Below are 17,766 nucleotides of genomic sequence, written 5' to 3'. Positions count from 1 at the left end.
GATGACACTCAATGCGACCACATCCCACACCGTCGGGCCGTATTACCACATTGGCCTGACCTGGCTGAACCGCGAAGACTTGACCGTGGCCGCCACCCTTGGCGAGCGCGTGGCGATCAGCGGGCAGGTGGTGGATGGCAACGGCGACGTCGTCAACGACGCCATGCTGGAAGTCTGGCAGGCCAACGCCGCCGGCAAGTATGACCACCCGGAAGATCAGCAGGACAAAGCGCTGGACCCGAACTTCGAAGGGTTTGGCCGGGTGCCGGTGGATGCGCAGGGGCGGTTTCGCTTTACCACCATCAAGCCGGGCGCCGTGCCGGGATTGAAGGGCACGACCCAGGCGCCGCACCTGGTGGTGCTGGTGTTTGCGCGGGGGCTGGTGAAGCATTTGCTGACGCGGATTTATTTTGACGGCGAAGCGCTGAATGGGGATGACCCGTTGTTGGCGTGTGTGCCGGGCGAACGCTGTGGAACCTTGATTGCCAGCCAGGATGCGCAGGGTGTGTATCAGTGGGATGTGGTTTTGCAGGGAACAGATAGAGAAACGGTATTTTTCGATTATTGAGTTGGCTGGCGATCGTTCCCACGCAGAGCGTGGGAACGATCAACGATCAGTCTGCTTGCGGAACGAGCTTGTTGCAAAGTATGTCTAGGCTATAACCGTTCCCACTGAGTAAAAACCATGACAACAAAAACCAGTCATTACACCGGAGAAGAACGCAGCAAGCGGATTTTTGCCATCGTCGGCGCGTCCTCCGGCAACCTGGTCGAATGGTTCGACTTCTACGTCTATGCCTTCTGCGCCATCTACTTTGCCCCGGCGTTTTTCCCCTCGGACAACCCCACCGTCCAGTTGGTGAACACCGCCGGTGTGTTCGCCGCCGGGTTCCTGATGCGGCCCATCGGCGGCTGGCTGTTCGGTCGAGTGGCCGACAAGCATGGTCGCAAGAACTCCATGATGATTTCGGTGCTGATGATGTGCGCCGGCTCCCTGGTGATCGCCTTTCTGCCGACCTACAACGACATCGGCGTGTGGGCACCGATCCTGCTGCTGGTAGCCCGTCTGTTCCAGGGCTTGTCCGTGGGCGGCGAGTACGGCACCACCGCGACCTACATGAGCGAGGTGGCGCTCAAGGGCCAGCGCGGTTTCTTCGCCTCGTTCCAGTACGTGACCCTGATCGGTGGGCAGTTGCTGGCGGTGCTGGTGGTGGTGATCCTGCAACAGATTCTTACCGAAGAAGAACTGCGGGCATGGGGCTGGCGAATTCCGTTCGTGATCGGCGCCGTCGCCGCGGTGATCTCCCTGCTGCTGCGGCGCACCCTGAAAGAAACCACCAGCAAGGAAATGCGCGAAGACAAGGACGCCGGCAGCATCGCCGCGCTGTTTCGCGACCACAAGGCCGCGTTCATCACCGTGCTGGGCTACACCGCCGGCGGTTCGCTGATTTTCTACACCTTCACCACCTACATGCAGAAATACCTGGTGAACACCGTAGGCATGCACGCCAAGACCTCGAGCTACATCATGACCGGCGCCTTGTTTCTCTACATGTGCATGCAGCCGCTGTTCGGCATGTTGGCGGACAAGATCGGCCGCCGTAATTCGATGTTGTGGTTTGCAGGCCTCGGCACGTTGTTCACCGTGCCGATCCTGCTGACCTTGAAAACCGTCAGCAGCCCGTTCCTGGCCTTTGTGCTGATCACCCTGGCGCTGGCGATTGTCAGCTTCTATACCTCCATCAGCGGCCTGGTCAAAGCGGAGATGTTCCCGCCTCAGGTACGTGCCCTGGGTGTGGGCCTGGCGTATGCGGTGGCCAATGCGATCTTTGGCGGTTCGGCGGAGTTCGTCGCGTTGAGCCTCAAATCCATCGGCATGGAAAACAGCTTCTATTGGTACGTCACGGCGATGATGGCGATCGCTTTTCTGTTCAGCTTGCGTTTGCCGAAACAGGCGACGTACTTGCATCACGATCTGTAAGGGATGAGCTATGACACTGCGCACGAGCAACCAACTGTTCGACGCTTACTTCACGGCCGACAGCATGGCGCAGGTATTTTGCGACCAGGGGCGCCTGCAGGGCATGCTCGATTTTGAAGCGGCACTGGCCCGGGCGCAAGCCCAGGTCGGGTTGATTCCCCAGGCCGCTGTGGCACCGATTGCCCAGGCGTGCCTGGCGTCGTTGTACGACGTGGATGCCCTCGGCGTGGCGATCGCTACGGCGGGCAACTCCGCGATCCCGCTGGTGAAGGCGCTGGGCAAGTTGATTGCCGCCCAAGACCCGGGAGCCGAGCGTTATGTGCACTTGGGCGCGACCAGCCAGGACGTGATGGATACCGGCCTGGTGTTGCAGGCGCGGCGGGCGGTGGAGTTGATCGAAGCGGACCTGGCGCGCCTGGGCGGCGTTCTTGCCACGCAGGCCCAGCGTTATGCTGGCGTGCCACTCGCGGGGCGGACCTGGTTGCAACAGGCGACGCCCGTCACCCTGGGGATGAAAATCGCCGGTTGGCTGGGGGCGGTAACCCGCAGTCGCCAACGTCTGAATGAACTGAAGCCGCGCCTGCTGGTGCTGCAGTTCGGTGGGGCATCCGGAACCCTCGCGGCGCTCGGCGAGCAGGCCATGCCGGTGGCCGAAGCGCTGGCAAAAGAGCTGCAGCTGACCTTGCCCGAACAACCCTGGCACACCCAACGGGATCGCCTGGTGGAGTTCGCCAGTGTGCTCGGGCTGATCGCCGGCAGCCTTGGCAAATTGGGCCGTGACATCAGCCTGCTGATGCAGACCGAAGCGGCGGAAGTGTTTGAGCCGTCGGCGCCGGGCAAGGGCGGCTCATCCACCATGCCGCATAAACGCAACCCGGTGGGCGCGGCGGTGCTGATCAGCGCCGCCACCCGGGTGCCGGGCCTGGTGGCGACGATGTTCAGCGCCATGCCCCAGGAACACGAGCGCAGTCTGGGTTTGTGGCATGCCGAATGGGAAACCCTGCCGCAGATTTGCCGCCTGGTCTCCGGCGCGTTGCAACAGGCCGTGCTGGTCAGCGAAGGCTTGGAAGTCGACGCGCAGCGCATGGCGCAAAATCTCGACCTGACCCAGGGCCTGGTGCTGGCCGAAGCCGTCAGCAGCGAACTCGCCCAGCGCCTGGGCCGTGAAACGGCGCACCACTTGCTGGAGCAATGCTGCAAGCGCGCCGTCGCAGAGGGGCGGCACCTGCGCGCGGTATTGGCCGATGAACCGCAGGTCACCGCCGAGCTGTCGGCGGCTGAGCTGGACCGCTTGCTCGACCCCGCGCATTACCTGGGCCAGGCTCAAACCTGGGTCACCCGCGCCGTAGCCGAACACTTTGCTTGAGGAGACCACCGTGGCATTCGTACAACTCGCCGAAGGCGAACTGCATTACCAACTGGACGGACCTGTGGAGGCGCCGGTGCTGGTGCTTTCCAACTCGTTGGGCACCGACCTGCACATGTGGGACATCCAGATCCCGGCATTCACCCGGCACTTTCGCGTGCTGCGTCTGGACACCCGGGGCCATGGCAAATCCCTGGTCACGCCAGGGCCGTACAGCATCGAGCAACTGGGTCGCGATGTGATCGCTCTGCTGGATGTGCTTGGGATCGAGCGCGCGCACTTCTGCGGCTTGTCCATGGGTGGCTTGATCGGCCAGTGGCTGGGGATCAACGCGGGCCAGCGCCTGCATCGCTTGGTGGTGTGCAACACCGCCGCCAAGATCGGCACGCCCGAGGTGTGGAACCCGCGTATCGAGACGGTCCTGCGCGATGGCGCAGCGGCAATGGTGGCCCTGCGCGACGCGTCGATTGCACGCTGGTTTACCGCTGATTTTGCAGCCGCCAACCCGCACCAGGCCAAGCAGATTACTGACATGCTCGCGGCCACATCGCCTGAGGGTTACGCCGCCAATTGCGCGGCCGTGCGTGACGCCGACCTGCGTGACCAACTGGCCTCGATCAAGGTGCCGACCCTGGTGATTGCCGGCACTGAAGATGCCGTAACGCCGCCGGCTGGCGGCCACTTTATCCAGAACCATGTAAAGGGCGCCGAGTACGCCGAGTTCTATGCGGCGCACCTGTCCAACGTCCAGGCCGGAGCTGCGTTCAGCGACCGTGTGCTGGAATTTCTGCTGGCCCGCTGAGGAGCTTTTCGTGGACGAGAAACAACGTTACGCCGACGGCCTGCACGTGCGCCGCGAAGTGCTGGGTGACGCCCATGTCGACCGCAGCCTCAACGCCCTGACCGAGTTCAACAGCGAGTTCCAGGAAATGATCACCCGCCATGCCTGGGGTGATATCTGGACCCGGCCCGGATTACCCCGGCACACCCGCAGCCTGATCACCATCGCCATGCTGATCGGCATGAACCGCAACGAAGAACTCAAGCTGCACCTGCGCGCCGCCGCCAGCAACGGCGTGACCCGTGCCGAGATCAAGGAGGTGCTGATGCAAAGCGCCATTTATTGCGGGATTCCGGCGGCGAATGCGACGTTTCATTTGGCGGAATCGGTGTGGGATGAGCTAGGCGTGGAGTCGCGCCAGCAGACCTGACTTGAAATGCAGCCAGCTCCCACAGCAAGCCCCATTGTGCTGTCGGGATCAGTGCGAATCCGCATCCCACACCCAGTTCCACACGCCCGGCAGGTTCACTTCTTCAGTCACATCCTTCACCGTCCGCGCCAGCGCGGCGCGCTGGAGCTCGGCGGTGTCGGTGTAGAACGGCTCGGCGGCGGTTTTCATGCCGTTGATCCGGGCGCTGTCCAGCAGAATCTGCAAGTACTCCTGCATATGGATTGCGGTGTAGCGGTTGATGTCGTGGAAGGTCACCACCACCGGAATCACTCCGTCCACGGTTGGCAATTCGCCCAGGGCAATACGCTCGCGCACCACCGACAGTTGCCGATACAGGTTGGCGCGGCGGCGTGGGCTGGCGTTGAAACCCCAGATCTTGCCGTCGTTGGCGCTCAAGTCGGTCAACAACACCTGCATGCCATGACGTCGGTAGGCGGCGAAAGTGCGGCGGTCGTAGTTCCAGAACGGCGGGCGGACCAGCACGGGCGGGCTGCCCGTGATCGCGGCAATGTCCGCGGCGCCCTGGATGAGGGAGCGTTCCAGTTCTACGTCGTTCAGCCAGCGGTGGTTGGTGTGGAACGCGGTGGCCGTGTGGAACGCCAGGATATGCCCGCCGGCGTATTCACGCTCCATGGTCTTGCGCCCGCGTGAACTGCCGCCAGAGCGGGCGGCTTCGGTCTGCAGGAAGAACACCGCCTTGATTCCCGGCAGCACCGGGTTCTGCGCCAGGTCAGCCACCACCGAACGGCTCGGGTTGTTGTAGCCTGAGGCGCTGGGGCCGTCATCGAAGGTCAGCAGGAAACGGATCGGCGCCTGGGCTTGCAGGCGCTGCTCTGTCTGTGGTGTCAGGGCAATGGGCGAACCAATGCAGCCGCCAAGGCTCAAGACCAGGGCAAGCAGGGCGGATGCGGCGGCAAAGGACTTCATGGTGTGCGCAGGCTCGAAGAGAGACCGCTGCTGAGTAAGTCAGCGGCGGCAGGCGCGCACCATACAGCAAGATGGCTGATGTGAGGCTACAGGCTGACAAATGAGCGCTGTTCAGGCCCCGTCGTTGTAGAAGCAAGTCAAAAATAGCAAAAAAAACCGCTTCCGGTGAGGGAGGCGGTTTTGTTTGCAACGGCGTTACTTTTTACAACAGCATCAGAACAACTTCAGCGCCGGTGCTTCCTGTTTCGACTGCTCGTTCTGTGCGGTCTGCTCGTTCCAGCCACCGCCGAGAGCCTTGTACAGGTTGACCTCGCTGGTCAGTTGCGCCAGGCGGTCGGTGATCAGCGACTGCTGGGCACTGAACAGCTGGCGCTGGGCATCGAGGAACGTCAGGTTGCTGTCGACACCGATGCGGTAGCGACGCTCGGCCAGGCGGTAGTAATCCTGGTTGGCCGCGACGAAGCCACGCTGGGCCTCCAGTTGCTGCTTGTAGGTCTCACGCGCGGCGAGGCCGTCGGAAACTTCCTGGAAGCCGGTCTGGATCGCCTTCTCGTAGTTCGCCACGTTGATCTCTTTCTGGATCTTGGAGTAGTCCAGGCTGGCGCGCAGGCTGCCGGCGTTGAAGATCGGGATGTTGATCTGCGGCGCGAACGACCAGGTGCCCGAGCCGCCTTTGAACAGGCCGCCCAGGTCCGGGCTCAGGGTGCCGGCGTTGGCCGTCAAGCTGATGCTCGGGAAGAACGCGGCACGGGCCGCGCCGATGTTGGCGTTGGCCGCCTTGAGGTTGTACTCGGCCTGCATGATGTCGGGACGACGTTGCAGCAGGTCCGAAGGCAACCCGGCCGGTACTTCGCTGAGCAGGTCATCCGACAGCGGCTTGCTGGCGATATTCGCCGGCAGGCCGGTGCCCAGCAGCAGGGTCAGGCTGTTTTCGTCCTGGGCGACCTGGCGCGTATAGCGGGCCAGCTGCACGCGGGCGTTTTCCACCGAGGTGCGCGCCTGGCTCAGGTCGAGGGCCGACGCCACGCCGACCTCGTTGCTGCGCGAGGTGAGCTTGAAGCTTTGCTCGAACGCGCCCAGGGTGTCCTGGGTGAGCTTGAGCAGTTCCTTGTCGGCCTGCCAGGTCAGGTAGGCATTGGCCACGTTGGCCACCAGGCTGATCTGGGTGCTGCGGCGCGCTTCTTCAGTCGCAAAGTACTGCTGCAGCGCTTGCTCGCTCAGGCTGCGCACCCGGCCGAACAGGTCCAGCTCGTAAGAGCTGATCCCTAGGGTGGCCGAGTACTGGCTGGTGATGCCGGCTTCACCGGTCTGCGAAGCACGGGCCGGCACCCGCTGGCGGCTGCCGCTGCCCGTGGCCGAAATGGCCGGGAACAGGTCGGCACGCTGGATGCGGTACTGCGCCGCGTACGCGTCGATGTTCAGGGCCGCGACGCGCAGGTCACGGTTGTTCACCAGCGCGGTCTGGATCAGCTGTTGCAGGGCAGGGTCGTGGAAAAACTGCTTCCAGCCCTGCTCGGCAGCGGCCTGGTTCGGCGCCTGGGCCGACGAATAGGCCGGGCCCTGCGGGAACTGTGCCGCCACCGGCGCTTCGGGGCGCTGGTAGTCAGGTATCAGCGAGCAGCCACTGAGCACGAAGGCGGTGACGGCTAGGGAGAGTAGCGACTTGCTCATTGGCCAGCCTCTTTAGGAGTTTGCTTGGTTTCTTTCGGTTTGCGGTCGCCGATGGCGGACACGGTTGCAAAGAACAACGGTACCCAGAAGATCGCCAGGACAGTGGCCGTGATCATACCGCCAATCACGCCGGTACCGATGGCGTGCTGGCTGCCTGAACCCGCGCCCGAGGAGATCGCCAGCGGCAATACGCCGAGGATGAACGCCATGGACGTCATGATGATCGGGCGCAGACGCATCCGCGAGGCTTCGATGGCGGCTTCGACGATGCCCTTGCCTTGTTCGTGGAGCTCTTTGGCGAACTCCACGATCAGAATGGCGTTTTTCGCCGCCAGGCCCACCGTCACCAACAGGCCCACCTGGAAGAACACGTCGTTGGACAACCCGCGCATGCTGGTGGCGATCAACGCACCCACCACGCCCAACGGCACGACCAGCACCACCGCGATCGGGATCGACCAGCTTTCGTACAGCGCCGCCAGGCACAGGAACACCACCAGCAGCGACAGGGCGTACAGCGCAGGCGCCTGGGAGCCGGAGAGGCGTTCTTCGTACGACAGGCCCGTCCAGGCGTAGCCGACGCCCGCCGGCAGTTGCTTGGCGATACGTTCGACTTCGGCCATTGCGTCACCGGTGCTGTAGCCCGGCGCCGGGGTACCGAGGATTTCCATCGCCGCCACACCGTTATAACGCGAGAGCTTGGGCGAGCCGTAGATCCACTTGCCCGAGGCGATGGCCGACAACGGCACCATCTTCCCGGAGTCGCTGCGCACGTACCACTTGTTCAAGTCTTCCGGTGACATGCGGCTGGCCGCTTCACCTTGCACGTAGACTTTCTTCACGCGGCCACGGTCGATGAAGTCGTTGACGTAGCTGCCACCCAGGGCAATCGCCAGGGTCTGGTTGATGTTGGACAGCGTGATGCCTTGGGCGCTGGCCTTTTCGTCGTCCACGGTGAGCTCGTATTGCGGCTCATCGTTCACGCCGTTGGGGCGCACGCCGGCCAGGATCTTGCTCTGGGCCGCCATGCCCAGGAACTGGTTACGCGCCGCCATCAACTTCTCATGGCCGACACCGCCCTGGTCTTGCAGGAACACGTCGAAACCGGTGGCGTTACCCAGCTCCAGTACGGACGGCGGCACGATGGCAAACACCATGGCGTCCTGGAAGGTCTGCATGAAGTAGCCTTGGGCACGCTTGGCGATTTCGAATACCGACGTGGAGGCATCACGTTCATCCCACGGCTTGAGCATCACGAACGCCAGGCCCGAGCTTTGGCCGCGACCGGCGAAGTTGAAGCCGTTCACGGTGAACACCGATTTCACGCCTTTGCCTTCGCCTGGCTCGCCTTCCTTGTCGTTGAGCAGGTAGATACGCATGTCGTCGATGACTTTTTGCGTGCGCTCGGCGGTCGAACCGACCGGTGTCTGCACCTGGGCGAAGATCACGCCCTGGTCTTCATCGGGCAGGAACGCGGCGGGGATGCGCATGAACAGCCAGATCATGCCGGCGAAAATCAGCAAGTACACCAGGAACGCCGGGATCTTGTGCTTGATCATGTTGCCCACGCCGCGCTCGTAGCTCAGTACGCCACGGTCGAAGGTGCGGTTGAACCAGCCGAAGAAGCCGCGCTTGGGTTGGCCGTGCTTTTCCGGGTCAATCGGCTTGAGCATGGTGGCGCACAGCGCCGGGGTGAAGATCAGCGCAACCAGTACCGACAATGCCATGGCCGAAACGATGGTGATGGAGAACTGTTTGTAGATCACTCCGGTGGAACCGCCGAAGAACGCCATTGGCAGCAGTACCGCCGACAGCACCAGCGCAATACCCACCAGGGCACCCTGGATCTGGCCCATGGACTTGACCGTCGCCTCCTTGGGCGACAGGTGTTCCTCGGCCATCACCCGCTCGACGTTTTCCACCACCACGATGGCGTCGTCCACCAGCAGGCCGATGGCCAGGATCATGCCGAACATGGTCAGGGTGTTGATGGTAAAGCCGAACGCGGCCAGGATCCCGAAGGTACCCAGCAATACCACCGGCACCGTCATGGTGGTGATGATGGTGGCGCGGAAGTTCTGCAGGAACAGGAACATCACCAGGAACACCAGCACGATCGCCTCGACCAGGGTGTGAACCACACCGGAGATCGATTCGGTCACCACGGGGGTGGTGTCATACGGCACCACCGCCTTCATGCCAGGCGGGAAGAACGGCTCAAGGGATTTCACCGTTTCGCGGATGGCCTTGGCCGTGTCCAGTGCGTTGGCGCCGGCAGCCAGCTTGATCGCCATTCCCGAAGCCGGGTTGCCGTTGAACTGCGCGCTGATGCTGTAGGTCTGGCCGCCCAGTTCGATACGCGCGACGTCCTTGAGGCGAACCTGGGAACCGTCGGTGTTGACCTTCATCAGGATGTTGCCGAACTGCTCTGCGGTTTGCAGGCGAGTCTTGCCGATGATGGTAGCGTTCAGCTGGGTGCCGGGCAGGGCGGGCAAGCCGCCCAACTGGCCAGTGGCTACTTGCACGTTCTGCGCCTGGATCGCGGCGCTGACGTCCACCGGCGTGAGCTGGTAGTTGTTCAGCTTGGCCGGGTCGAGCCAGATGCGCATCGCGTACTGCGAACCGAACACCTGGAAGTCACCCACGCCTGCGGTCCGCGAAATCGGGTCCTGGATGTTGGACACGATGTAGTTGGACAGGTCGTCCTTGGTCATGCTGCCGTCTTCGGACACCAGACCGATCACCATCAGGAAGTTCTTCACTGACTTGGTGACGCGGATACCCTGCTGCTGCACTTCCTGAGGCAGCAAGGGGGTGGCCAGGTTCAGCTTGTTCTGTACCTGAACCTGCGCGATGTCCGGGTTGGTACCCTGGTTGAACGTCACGGTGATGGTCATGCTGCCGTCGGAGTTACTGTCCGAGGAAACATAACGCAGGTTGTCGATACCGTTGAGCTGTTGCTCGATCACCTGCACCACGGTGTCCTGCACGGTTTGTGCGGAAGCGCCTGGATAGGCCACCTGGATGTCGATGGCGGTTGGCGCGATGGCCGGGTATTGGTTGATGGGCAACTTCAGGATCGACAGTGCCCCGACCAGCATGATCACCAGGGCAATCACCCAGGCGAAAATGGGACGGTCGATAAAAAATTTCGACATGGATTACTCCCCTTTGCCGGCAGCGGCGGCAGGAGCAGCGGAACCGGCGGGCTTGGCGTTGTCAGCCTCCTTGACCTTGACCTCGGCGCCCGGCTTGACGTATTGCAAGCCTTCGGTGATCACACGGTCACCGGCGTTCAAGCCCTTTTCCACCAGCCAGTAAGCGCCGTAAGTACGGTTGGCCACCAGCTCACGCTGCTCGACCTTGTTGTCGGCATTCACGATCAGCGCCGTCGGGGTGCCTTTCAGGTCGCGTGTCACGCCTTGCTGCGGTGCCAGGATCGCCTTGCTGTTCACGCCGGCTTGCAGCTGGGCATGCACGAACATGCCCGGCAGCAGGGTGTGATCGGGGTTGGGGAACACGGCGCGCAGGGTCACGGAGCCGGTGGTCTGGTCGACAGACACTTCGGAGAACTCCAGCTTGCCGTCCTGGCCGTACTCGCTGCCGTCTTCCAGCGTCAGCTTGACCTTGGCGGCGTTCGCGCCGGCTTTCTCCAATTGGCCGCTTTCCAGGTCGCGGCGCAGTTTCAGCATTTCAGCCGAGGACTGCGTGACGTCGACGTAGATCGGGTCCAGTTGCTGGATCACAGCCATGGAGTCGGCCTGGCCGTTGCTGACCAGCGCGCCTTCGGTGACCGAAGAACGGCCGATACGCCCGGAAATCGGCGCGTACACCTTGGTGTACCGCACGTTGATCTGGGCGGTTTGAACGTTGGCTTCCGCCGTCATGCGGTTGGCCACAGCGGTGTCGTATTCCTGACGGCTCACGGCTTGCTCATCGACCAGCTGCTTGTAGCGGTCGGTGATGGATTTGGTCTGGGTCAGGGTGGCTTGCGCGCTTTTCAGCGTGGCTTCGTACACCGACGGGTCGATCTGGTAGAGCTGTTGCCCTTCCTTCACGTCTGCGCCTTCCTTGAACAGGCGCTTGAGAATGATGCCGTTGACCTGCGGGCGAACTTCCGCGATGCGGTAGGCAGTGGTGCGGCCCGGCAGCTCGGTCGTCAGGGTAAAGGCTTGCGGTTGAAGGGTGACCACGCCGACCTGAGGGGCTTGAGCGGGCGGAGCCGCTTCTTCCTTTTTACATCCGCTGAGCAGCGATGCCAGGGCGACGGCAGTGACCAGAGCGGTAACAGCTGGCTTAAGTTGCATGAAGATCCTCGGGTCAGGCGCGCAGGGTGCGCACAAGAAGTGTGGAAGGGTAAAAAATAAACGGCGAGTAGATAAGTAGCTTGCTACGCAATATACTTACGTTCATGGTTGTTTGTAAACTCTTGACAGGCTTCGCGCAATGTTGACAAAGCAACGCGCAACGCCTCGATTCCATTGCGTTCGGCACCCATGACGGTGTCGTCCCACAAATATTCAGATGATCGTGACCGGGCATTAATGCTGCGTTAACGATTGTCTCAAGTGCCCTGATTGAGGTTTTACTGCCATGGTTCGTCGTACCAAAGAGGAAGCTCAGGAAACGCGCAACCAGATTCTCGATGCCGCCGAGCAAGCCTTCTATGCGCGCGGCGTTGCGCGCACGACGCTGGCGGACATCGCCGCGCTGGCGGGTGTGACGCGGGGCGCCATCTATTGGCACTTCAGCAATAAATCCGACCTGCTGCAGGCGCTGCTCGACACGCTGCATGAGCCGCTGGACGAGCTCGCCAGGGCAAGTGAGAGCGAGGATGAGCTCGATCCGCTGGGCTGCATGCGCAAATTGTTGATTCATTTGTTCCATCAAGTGGCCCTGGACCCGAAAACCCGGCGCATCAACGAGATCCTGTTTCATAAGTGCGAATTCACCGATGAAATGTGTGACATGCGCCGCCAGCGCCAGACCCACACCCTGGAATGCAACCTGCGCATCGGCCTCACCTTGCGTAACGCAGTCCATCGCGGGCAGCTTCCGGAAAATTTCGATACCACCCGTGGCGCGGTGTGCATTCACGCCTACATCAACGGGCTGATCGGCCAGTGGCTGTTGGTGCCCGACAGTTTCCAACTGCATCAGGATGCCGAACGCTGGGTGGACGCAGGGCTGGACATGCTGCGCTGGAGCCCCAGCCTGCGCAATTGAGACAAAATGCGTAATTGCATCAGGTTGTGTCAACAGTAAAGCCCAAGGACAGTCAATCGTCCTTCTGCCTGATAGGTGGGGTGACTTTATATACGGGCTGGCGGGCGGTTGGTAGGTAGCCGCCTAAGTATTTTGTAGCGATTTTGTTGCCGTTCTGTGAAGTCCTGTTACTTAAGAACAGCGCGTATTCACATGTGGGAGCGGGCTTGCCCGCGATGGCGGCGTGTCAATTACTGAAAATGTGACTGAGCCACCGCTTTCGCGAGCAAGCCCGCTCCCACATGGGGTAGGCAGTGGATGCCAGGTAGATGTGAAAAAAGCCCCGGTTGTTGCCAGCCGGGGCTTTTGCGTTTCAGGCGATTACAGCGCCAGCGTTGGGTAGTCGATATACCCCACCGGGCCCTTGGCGTAGAAAGTCTCCGGATGCGCTTCGTTCAACGGCGCACCCGCCTTCAAGCGCGCCGGCAGGTCCGGGTTGGCGATGAACGGCACGCCCCAGGCCACTGCATCCGCTTTGCCTTCGGCCAGCCAGGCATTGGCGCTGTCCTTGGTGAAGCGTTCGTTGGCGATGTACACGCCACCGAAAGCCTTCTTCAGTTGTGGGCCAAGGCTGTCTGCACCTTCCTTTTCACGCGAGCAGATAAATGCAATGCCGCGCTTGCCCAGTTCGCGGGCGACGTAGGTGAAGGTTTCGGCCAGATTGTCATCGCCCATGTCGTGGGCGTCAGCGCGTGGTGCCAGGTGCACGCCCACGCGGCCGGCGCCCCAGACTTCGATGGCGGCGTCGGTGACTTCCAACAGCAGGCGCGCACGGTTTTCCAGGGAACCGCCGTATTGGTCGGTGCGCTGGTTGGTGCTGCTCTGCAGGAACTGGTCGAGCAGGTAGCCGTTGGCGCCGTGGATTTCCACGCCATCGAAACCGGCGGCCTTGGCGTTCTCGGCGCCGGTGCGGTAGGCGTCGACGATGTCGGCGATTTCAGCGGTTTCCAGGGCGCGTGGGGTCGGGTAGTCAGCCAGTGGGCGAACCAGGCTGACGTGGCCTTTGGGCTGGATCGCACTCGGAGCCACCGGGGTTTCGCCGTTCAGGTAGGACTCATGCGAGATGCGGCCCACATGCCACAGTTGCAGGAAGATCTTGCCGCCCGCGCCATGTACCGCCTTGGTGATGTTGGCCCAGCCGCGTACCTGGTCGTTGGACCAGATGCCTGGCGTATCGGGGTAGCCCACGCCCATTGGCGTGACCGAGGTGGCTTCGCTGAGGATCAGCCCCGCGGATGCGCGTTGCACGTAGTACTCGGCCATCAGCGCATTGGGTATGCGGCCGGCGTCGGCACGGCAGCGGGTCAGCGGCGCCATGATGATGCGGTTCGACAGTTCCAGGTCGCCCAGTGTGATCGGATCGAAAATAGTCGTCATGGGATGCACCTTTCTTTGAGTTTGATCAGTTAGTCACAGGGGCCAGGTCGGCATTGCCGCCCTGACGGAAGGTAATCAAGGTCACCACCAGCGCCAGGATCGCCAGGGCCGCCGCGGCCAACGGCACGCTGGTCAGGCCGAAACCGTGGGCAATCACACTGCCGCCGACCCAGGCGCCGAGGGCGTTGCCGATGTTGAAGGCGCCGATGTTGAGGGTCGACACCAGGTTCGGCGCGGCCTTGCCGAAGGTCACCACGTTGATCTGCAGCGCAGGCACGGCGGCGAACGAAGCGGTGGCCCATAGGAACAGGGTGATTTCGGTGGGGATCACGGCGATGCTGGTCCAGCTCAACGCCGTGGACACCACCGCCATGCTGATGAACACGCCGATCAGAGTGGCGGCCAGGCGTTTGTCCGCCAGCTTGCCGCCAATGATGTTGCCCACGGTGAGGCCCAGGCCGATCAGCAGCAGCGTCCAGGTCACGCCCTTGGGCGACACGCCGGTGACATCGCCCAGCAGCGGCGCAACATAGGTAAAAAGGGTGAACATAGACGCGGCGAACAGCGCGGTCATGCTCAGCGACAGCCAGATGCCCGCGCCCTTGAGGGCGGCGAGTTCGGCGCGCATGTCGAGTTTTTCTTCATCACGCTTGGCCGGCAGGAAGCGGATCAGGCCGATCAAGGCGATCACGCCAATCACCGTCACCGCCCAGAAGGTCGAGCGCCAGCCGGCTTCCTGGCCCAGTGCGGTACCCAGCGGAACGCCGAGCACGTTGGCCAGGGTCAGGCCGGTGAACATCAGGGCCACGGCCGACGCACGTTTGTTGGCCGGCACCAGGTTGGCCGCTACGACTGAACCGATACCAAAGAAAGCACCGTGGCACAGCGCGGTGACGACACGTGCGAACATCAGCACGTTGTAGTCACTGGCCAGGGCGCACAGCAGGTTGCCGACAATGAAGATTCCCATCAACGCTACCAGGGCCGCCTTGCGCGGCAGCCTGGCGGTGGCCAGCGCCATGAAGGGTGCGCCGATGGCCACGCCCAGGGCGTAGCCGGTCACCAGCCAGCCGGCGCCGGGAATCGACACGCCCAGGTCCGCCGCCACATCGGGCAGCAAGCCCATGATGACGAATTCGGTGGTGCCGATGGCGAAGGCGCTGAGGGCCAGTATGAGCAGCGAGAGGGGCATTATCGTTTCCTTAGCTTACAGCGCCGCGGTGTCGTCAGCGCCGAGTTCAGTGATGAGCGCAGCGAGGAAGGCCTGGATGGTCGCCTCGTTGCGTTTGAAAAAGTGCCACTGCCCGGCCTTCTGGCTGCTGATCAATCCCGCCCGTTGCAAGGTGGCCAGGTGGGCCGACACGGTCGACTGGGACAAGCCGCAGCGCTGGTCGATCTGCCCGGCACAGATGCCGTGTTCGTGGTTGTGCAGTTGCTCGGGAAACTGCACTTTCGGGTCTTTGAGCCAGGTGAGGATGTCTCGTCGTACTGGGTGCGCCAGGGCTTTTATTATTTCGTCGAGGTCGATGGACATGGCAGGTGCTCGGTGTCGTACAGCGTTATATCGCGATGAGGCGAACTTTAAATCGGTATATCCCGATATACAAATATGATTTTGGTCTGGAATCAGACTGAATCGGTATATCGGGTTATAACGATACGTTGTCGGCAGTGCTAGACTGCGCGCCATGAATTATCTCGCACATCTGCACCTGGGCGGTCACCTTCCTGCGCAACTGCTGGGCAGCCTGTATGGCGATTTCGTCAAAGGCCGCCTGCAGGGCCAATTCAGCCCGCCAATCGAAGCGGCCATCCAACTGCACCGCTCGATCGACCGCTTCACCGACAGCCACCCGTTGGTCGGGGAGGCGTTGTCACGCTTCAGCCTGACCCGCAGGCGCTATGCCGGGATCGTCCTCGATGTGTTTTTCGACCACTGCCTGGCGCGGGACTGGGCAGAGTATGCCGATCAGCCATTGGAGCGCTTCACTGCCCAGGTGTACCGCGTGCTGGCGGCCGAGCCGCAATTGCCTGGGCGGCTGGCGCAGATTGCGCCGTATATGGCGGCGGATGATTGGCTGGGGTCTTATCGCGATTTTGCGGTGATGGAGCAGGTGTTGCGCGGGATTTCGCGGCGGCTGACGCAGCCGGAGGAGCTGGGGTTTGCGATGCAGGAATTGCGGATGCTCTATGAGCCGCTGAGCCAAGACTTCAGAGCGTTCTACCCAGAGCTGCAGGCGTTTGCACAAATCCAACTGACTGCTGAGATCTAAATGTGGGAGCGGCGGTGCGACGATTCGACTTGCTCGCGAATGCGGTGGTTCAGGTGGAATATCTTTGACTGACACACCGCATTCGCGAGCAAGCCCGCTCCCACATTTTTGACCGTGCCCGCTTTAGGCTGCCAATGGTCGAGCAACCACCTGCTCCGCCTCCGGCACCGGCCCAAACAACGCCTTCTGCACCGCCTGCTGCGCCTGATACGCCAGCGCCGCGCGTTCCTGCCCGGCGCAGGCAATCGGTTTGAGCACGTGAATCTCCACGTCGCCCTGATCATTGGCAAACAAACGCATCAGGTGCGAGAGCAAATCATCATCGCCAATAAAGGGCGCTAACGGGTCCACTTGCCCATCGCGCAGGTAACGGATCGCCACCGGTTGCAGCGACACATCCGCATCGATTGCACTGGCCAGCAGACGTCCGTGGAAGGTGCGCAGGCTGCGCCCGTCGGTGGTGGTGCCTTCCGGAAACATCAGCAACGGATGCGCCTGTTCCAGGTGGCGGGTCATCTGCTTGCGGATCAACTGGCTGTCGCCCGAACCGCGGCGGATAAACAGGCTGCCGGCCTTGGCCGCCAGCCAGCCCGCGACCGGCCAGGTGCGCACTTCGGCCTTGGACAGGAACGACATCGGCGCGACCATGCCCAGCAGCGGAATGTCGGTCCACGACACATGATTGCTCACCCACAGCATCGGTTTTTGCGGCAGCTCACCGTGAACCGTCACGCGAAAGGGCAGGGCGTTGGCCAGCCTCGCCATGAAAAAACGCGACCAGCGCTGGCGCCGCGCCATCGAGTTAGCGATGCCCATGCGCTCAAACACACCAAACACACTGGCCATGCTCAAGCCCAGCGCAACCACCACCAGTACGCGGGCAATGCGCCCGTACACACGCAGGCGGCTCATCACATGGCCGCCTTGAAGTGGCGAGCATAGCGGGGGCACAACTCATCACGCTTGAGCAGGATGAACACGTCGGCCACCTGGAAATCTTCATCCCAGCACGGCTCGCCGCAGATCTTCGCGCCCAGGCGCATGTAGGCCTTGAGCAGCGGCGGCATTTCGGCGATCACGTTGGACGGCAGGTCCAGCGCCGGCAGCGGTTTTTTCGGCTCGGCGCGCAGGTGTTCATTGCACAGGTAGCGTTCGCGCAGGCGTTGCATGATCGCGTGGGCCTGGATGCCGCCATCGTGCATCGGAATGCTCGCGCACCCCATCAAGTAGCTGTAGCCGCCCTGGTTGAGCACTTCGGCCAACTCACCCCACAACACAGCGATGGTGCCGCCATTGCGGTAGGCCGGGTCGACGCAGGTGCGGCCGATCTCCAGGATCGGGCCTTGCAAGTGCCGCAAACCGTGCAGGCTGAATTCTTCTTCGCTGTAGAACCGGCCCAGGGTGCTGGCAGCCTGGTGATCGAGCAAGCGGGTGGTGGCGACGAGTCGACCGCTGTTCAAGTCCCGCACGCCGATGTGGCTGCAGTGAACATCATAGTCATCCATGTCCAGGCCCAGCTCAGCGCCTTTCAGCTTGGCGTTGAACTCGCCGCTGAACACGTTGAACCGCAGGGCCTGGGCTTCCTGCAACGCCTGTGCGCCGATCAGGCGTTCGGCTTGCAGGCGGCGTTCATTGCCGGTGTCGCTGATGCGGGCGATCTGAGTCATGGCGAGT

Annotated in this window: 16 protein-coding genes; 7 read left to right on the top strand and 9 right to left on the bottom strand. The window is 62.3% G+C overall.

All coding sequences use genetic code 11. The features are described from left to right. The first annotated feature begins 1 nt into the window (after position 1). From pcaG to pcaC, 5 genes are all read left to right on the top strand, one after another. Positions 2-568 carry a protocatechuate 3,4-dioxygenase subunit alpha gene (gene pcaG / locus ACLH0H_RS02250; RefSeq protein ID WP_411380810.1) on the top strand — a complete coding sequence of 189 codons (567 nt, stop codon included), beginning with the start codon at positions 2-4 and terminating at the stop codon, positions 566-568. 117 nt (positions 569-685) lie between these two features. Continuing rightward, entirely contained in the window at positions 686-1,981 is a 1,296-nt protein-coding gene (locus ACLH0H_RS02245) for an MFS family transporter (RefSeq protein ID WP_411380809.1), read from the top strand. Between the two features lie 10 nt (positions 1,982-1,991). Then, the gene (locus ACLH0H_RS02240; RefSeq protein WP_411380808.1) at positions 1,992-3,347 is read left to right on the top strand and encodes a 3-carboxy-cis,cis-muconate cycloisomerase; all 1,356 of its coding nucleotides are present in this window, start codon (positions 1,992-1,994) and stop codon (positions 3,345-3,347) included. Positions 3,348-3,357: 10 nt separating this feature from the next. Next, positions 3,358-4,149, top strand: coding sequence for a 3-oxoadipate enol-lactonase (gene pcaD, locus ACLH0H_RS02235; RefSeq protein ID WP_411380807.1), 792 nt, complete (start codon positions 3,358-3,360; stop codon positions 4,147-4,149). Between the two features lie 10 nt (positions 4,150-4,159). Beyond that, positions 4,160-4,558 (top strand): 4-carboxymuconolactone decarboxylase, encoded by a 399-nt coding sequence (gene pcaC, locus ACLH0H_RS02230; protein WP_411380806.1) that lies wholly within the window; start codon positions 4,160-4,162, stop codon positions 4,556-4,558. Between the two features lie 48 nt (positions 4,559-4,606). Here the strand turns inward: pcaC and ACLH0H_RS02225 are convergent, their stop codons facing one another. From ACLH0H_RS02225 to ACLH0H_RS02210, 4 genes are all read right to left on the bottom strand, one after another. Beyond that, positions 4,607-5,506, bottom strand: coding sequence for a polysaccharide deacetylase family protein (locus tag ACLH0H_RS02225; protein WP_411380805.1), 900 nt, complete (start codon positions 5,504-5,506; stop codon positions 4,607-4,609). Between the two features lie 213 nt (positions 5,507-5,719). Further along, positions 5,720-7,177, bottom strand: coding sequence for an AdeC/AdeK/OprM family multidrug efflux complex outer membrane factor (gene adeC, locus ACLH0H_RS02220; RefSeq protein ID WP_411380804.1), 1,458 nt, complete (start codon positions 7,175-7,177; stop codon positions 5,720-5,722). Next, on the bottom strand, positions 7,174-10,335 hold the full coding sequence (locus ACLH0H_RS02215) for an efflux RND transporter permease subunit (RefSeq protein ID WP_411380803.1): 3,162 nt from the start codon (positions 10,333-10,335) through the stop codon (positions 7,174-7,176). Before ACLH0H_RS02215 ends, adeC begins: the two co-directional genes overlap by 4 nt. Before the next feature lie 3 nt (positions 10,336-10,338). Then, positions 10,339-11,484, bottom strand: coding sequence for an efflux RND transporter periplasmic adaptor subunit (locus tag ACLH0H_RS02210; RefSeq protein ID WP_411380802.1), 1,146 nt, complete (start codon positions 11,482-11,484; stop codon positions 10,339-10,341). A 286-nt stretch (positions 11,485-11,770) separates the two neighbouring features. On the opposite strand from ACLH0H_RS02210, the gene ACLH0H_RS02205 reads away from it, so the two are divergent. Further along, positions 11,771-12,403, top strand: a complete 633-nt coding sequence (locus ACLH0H_RS02205) for a TetR family transcriptional regulator (protein ID WP_411380801.1) — start codon at positions 11,771-11,773, stop codon at positions 12,401-12,403. 360 nt (positions 12,404-12,763) lie between these two features. Here ACLH0H_RS02205 and ACLH0H_RS02200 read toward each other — a convergent pair whose 3' ends face one another. The 3 genes from ACLH0H_RS02200 to ACLH0H_RS02190 are packed head-to-tail and all read right to left on the bottom strand — an operon-like array spanning position 12,764 to position 15,353. Further along, positions 12,764-13,819 (bottom strand): alkene reductase, encoded by a 1,056-nt coding sequence (locus tag ACLH0H_RS02200; RefSeq protein WP_411380800.1) that lies wholly within the window; start codon positions 13,817-13,819, stop codon positions 12,764-12,766. A 25-nt stretch (positions 13,820-13,844) separates the two neighbouring features. Further along, positions 13,845-15,011 carry an MFS transporter gene (locus ACLH0H_RS02195; protein WP_186694672.1) on the bottom strand — a complete coding sequence of 389 codons (1,167 nt, stop codon included), beginning with the start codon at positions 15,009-15,011 and terminating at the stop codon, positions 13,845-13,847. Positions 15,012-15,026: 15 nt separating this feature from the next. After that, entirely contained in the window at positions 15,027-15,353 is a 327-nt protein-coding gene (locus ACLH0H_RS02190; protein WP_411380799.1) for an ArsR/SmtB family transcription factor, read from the bottom strand. 154 nt (positions 15,354-15,507) lie between these two features. Here ACLH0H_RS02190 and ACLH0H_RS02185 point away from each other — a divergent pair, with 154 nt between their 5' ends. After that, the gene (locus ACLH0H_RS02185) at positions 15,508-16,092 is read left to right on the top strand and encodes an ACP phosphodiesterase (protein ID WP_411380798.1); all 585 of its coding nucleotides are present in this window, start codon (positions 15,508-15,510) and stop codon (positions 16,090-16,092) included. A 123-nt stretch (positions 16,093-16,215) separates the two neighbouring features. On the opposite strand, the gene ACLH0H_RS02180 is transcribed toward ACLH0H_RS02185, so the two are convergent. Both ACLH0H_RS02180 and olsB read right to left on the bottom strand, forming a co-directional pair. Continuing rightward, the gene (locus ACLH0H_RS02180) at positions 16,216-17,004 is read right to left on the bottom strand and encodes a lysophospholipid acyltransferase family protein (RefSeq protein ID WP_411380797.1); all 789 of its coding nucleotides are present in this window, start codon (positions 17,002-17,004) and stop codon (positions 16,216-16,218) included. Further along, positions 17,004-17,759: an L-ornithine N(alpha)-acyltransferase gene (olsB, locus tag ACLH0H_RS02175; RefSeq protein WP_076950140.1), complete on the bottom strand. Its 756-nt coding sequence runs from the start codon at positions 17,757-17,759 to the stop codon at positions 17,004-17,006. The genes ACLH0H_RS02180 and olsB overlap by 1 nt, the downstream gene beginning before the upstream one ends. Between the last annotated feature and the right edge of the window lie 7 nt (positions 17,760-17,766).

The organism is Pseudomonas sp. MPB26, assembly GCF_046605355.1.
GTDB classification, from domain to species: Bacteria; Pseudomonadota; Gammaproteobacteria; order Pseudomonadales; family Pseudomonadaceae; genus Aquipseudomonas; species Aquipseudomonas cedrina.
This window is presented reverse-complemented; position numbering and strand designations above follow the sequence as displayed.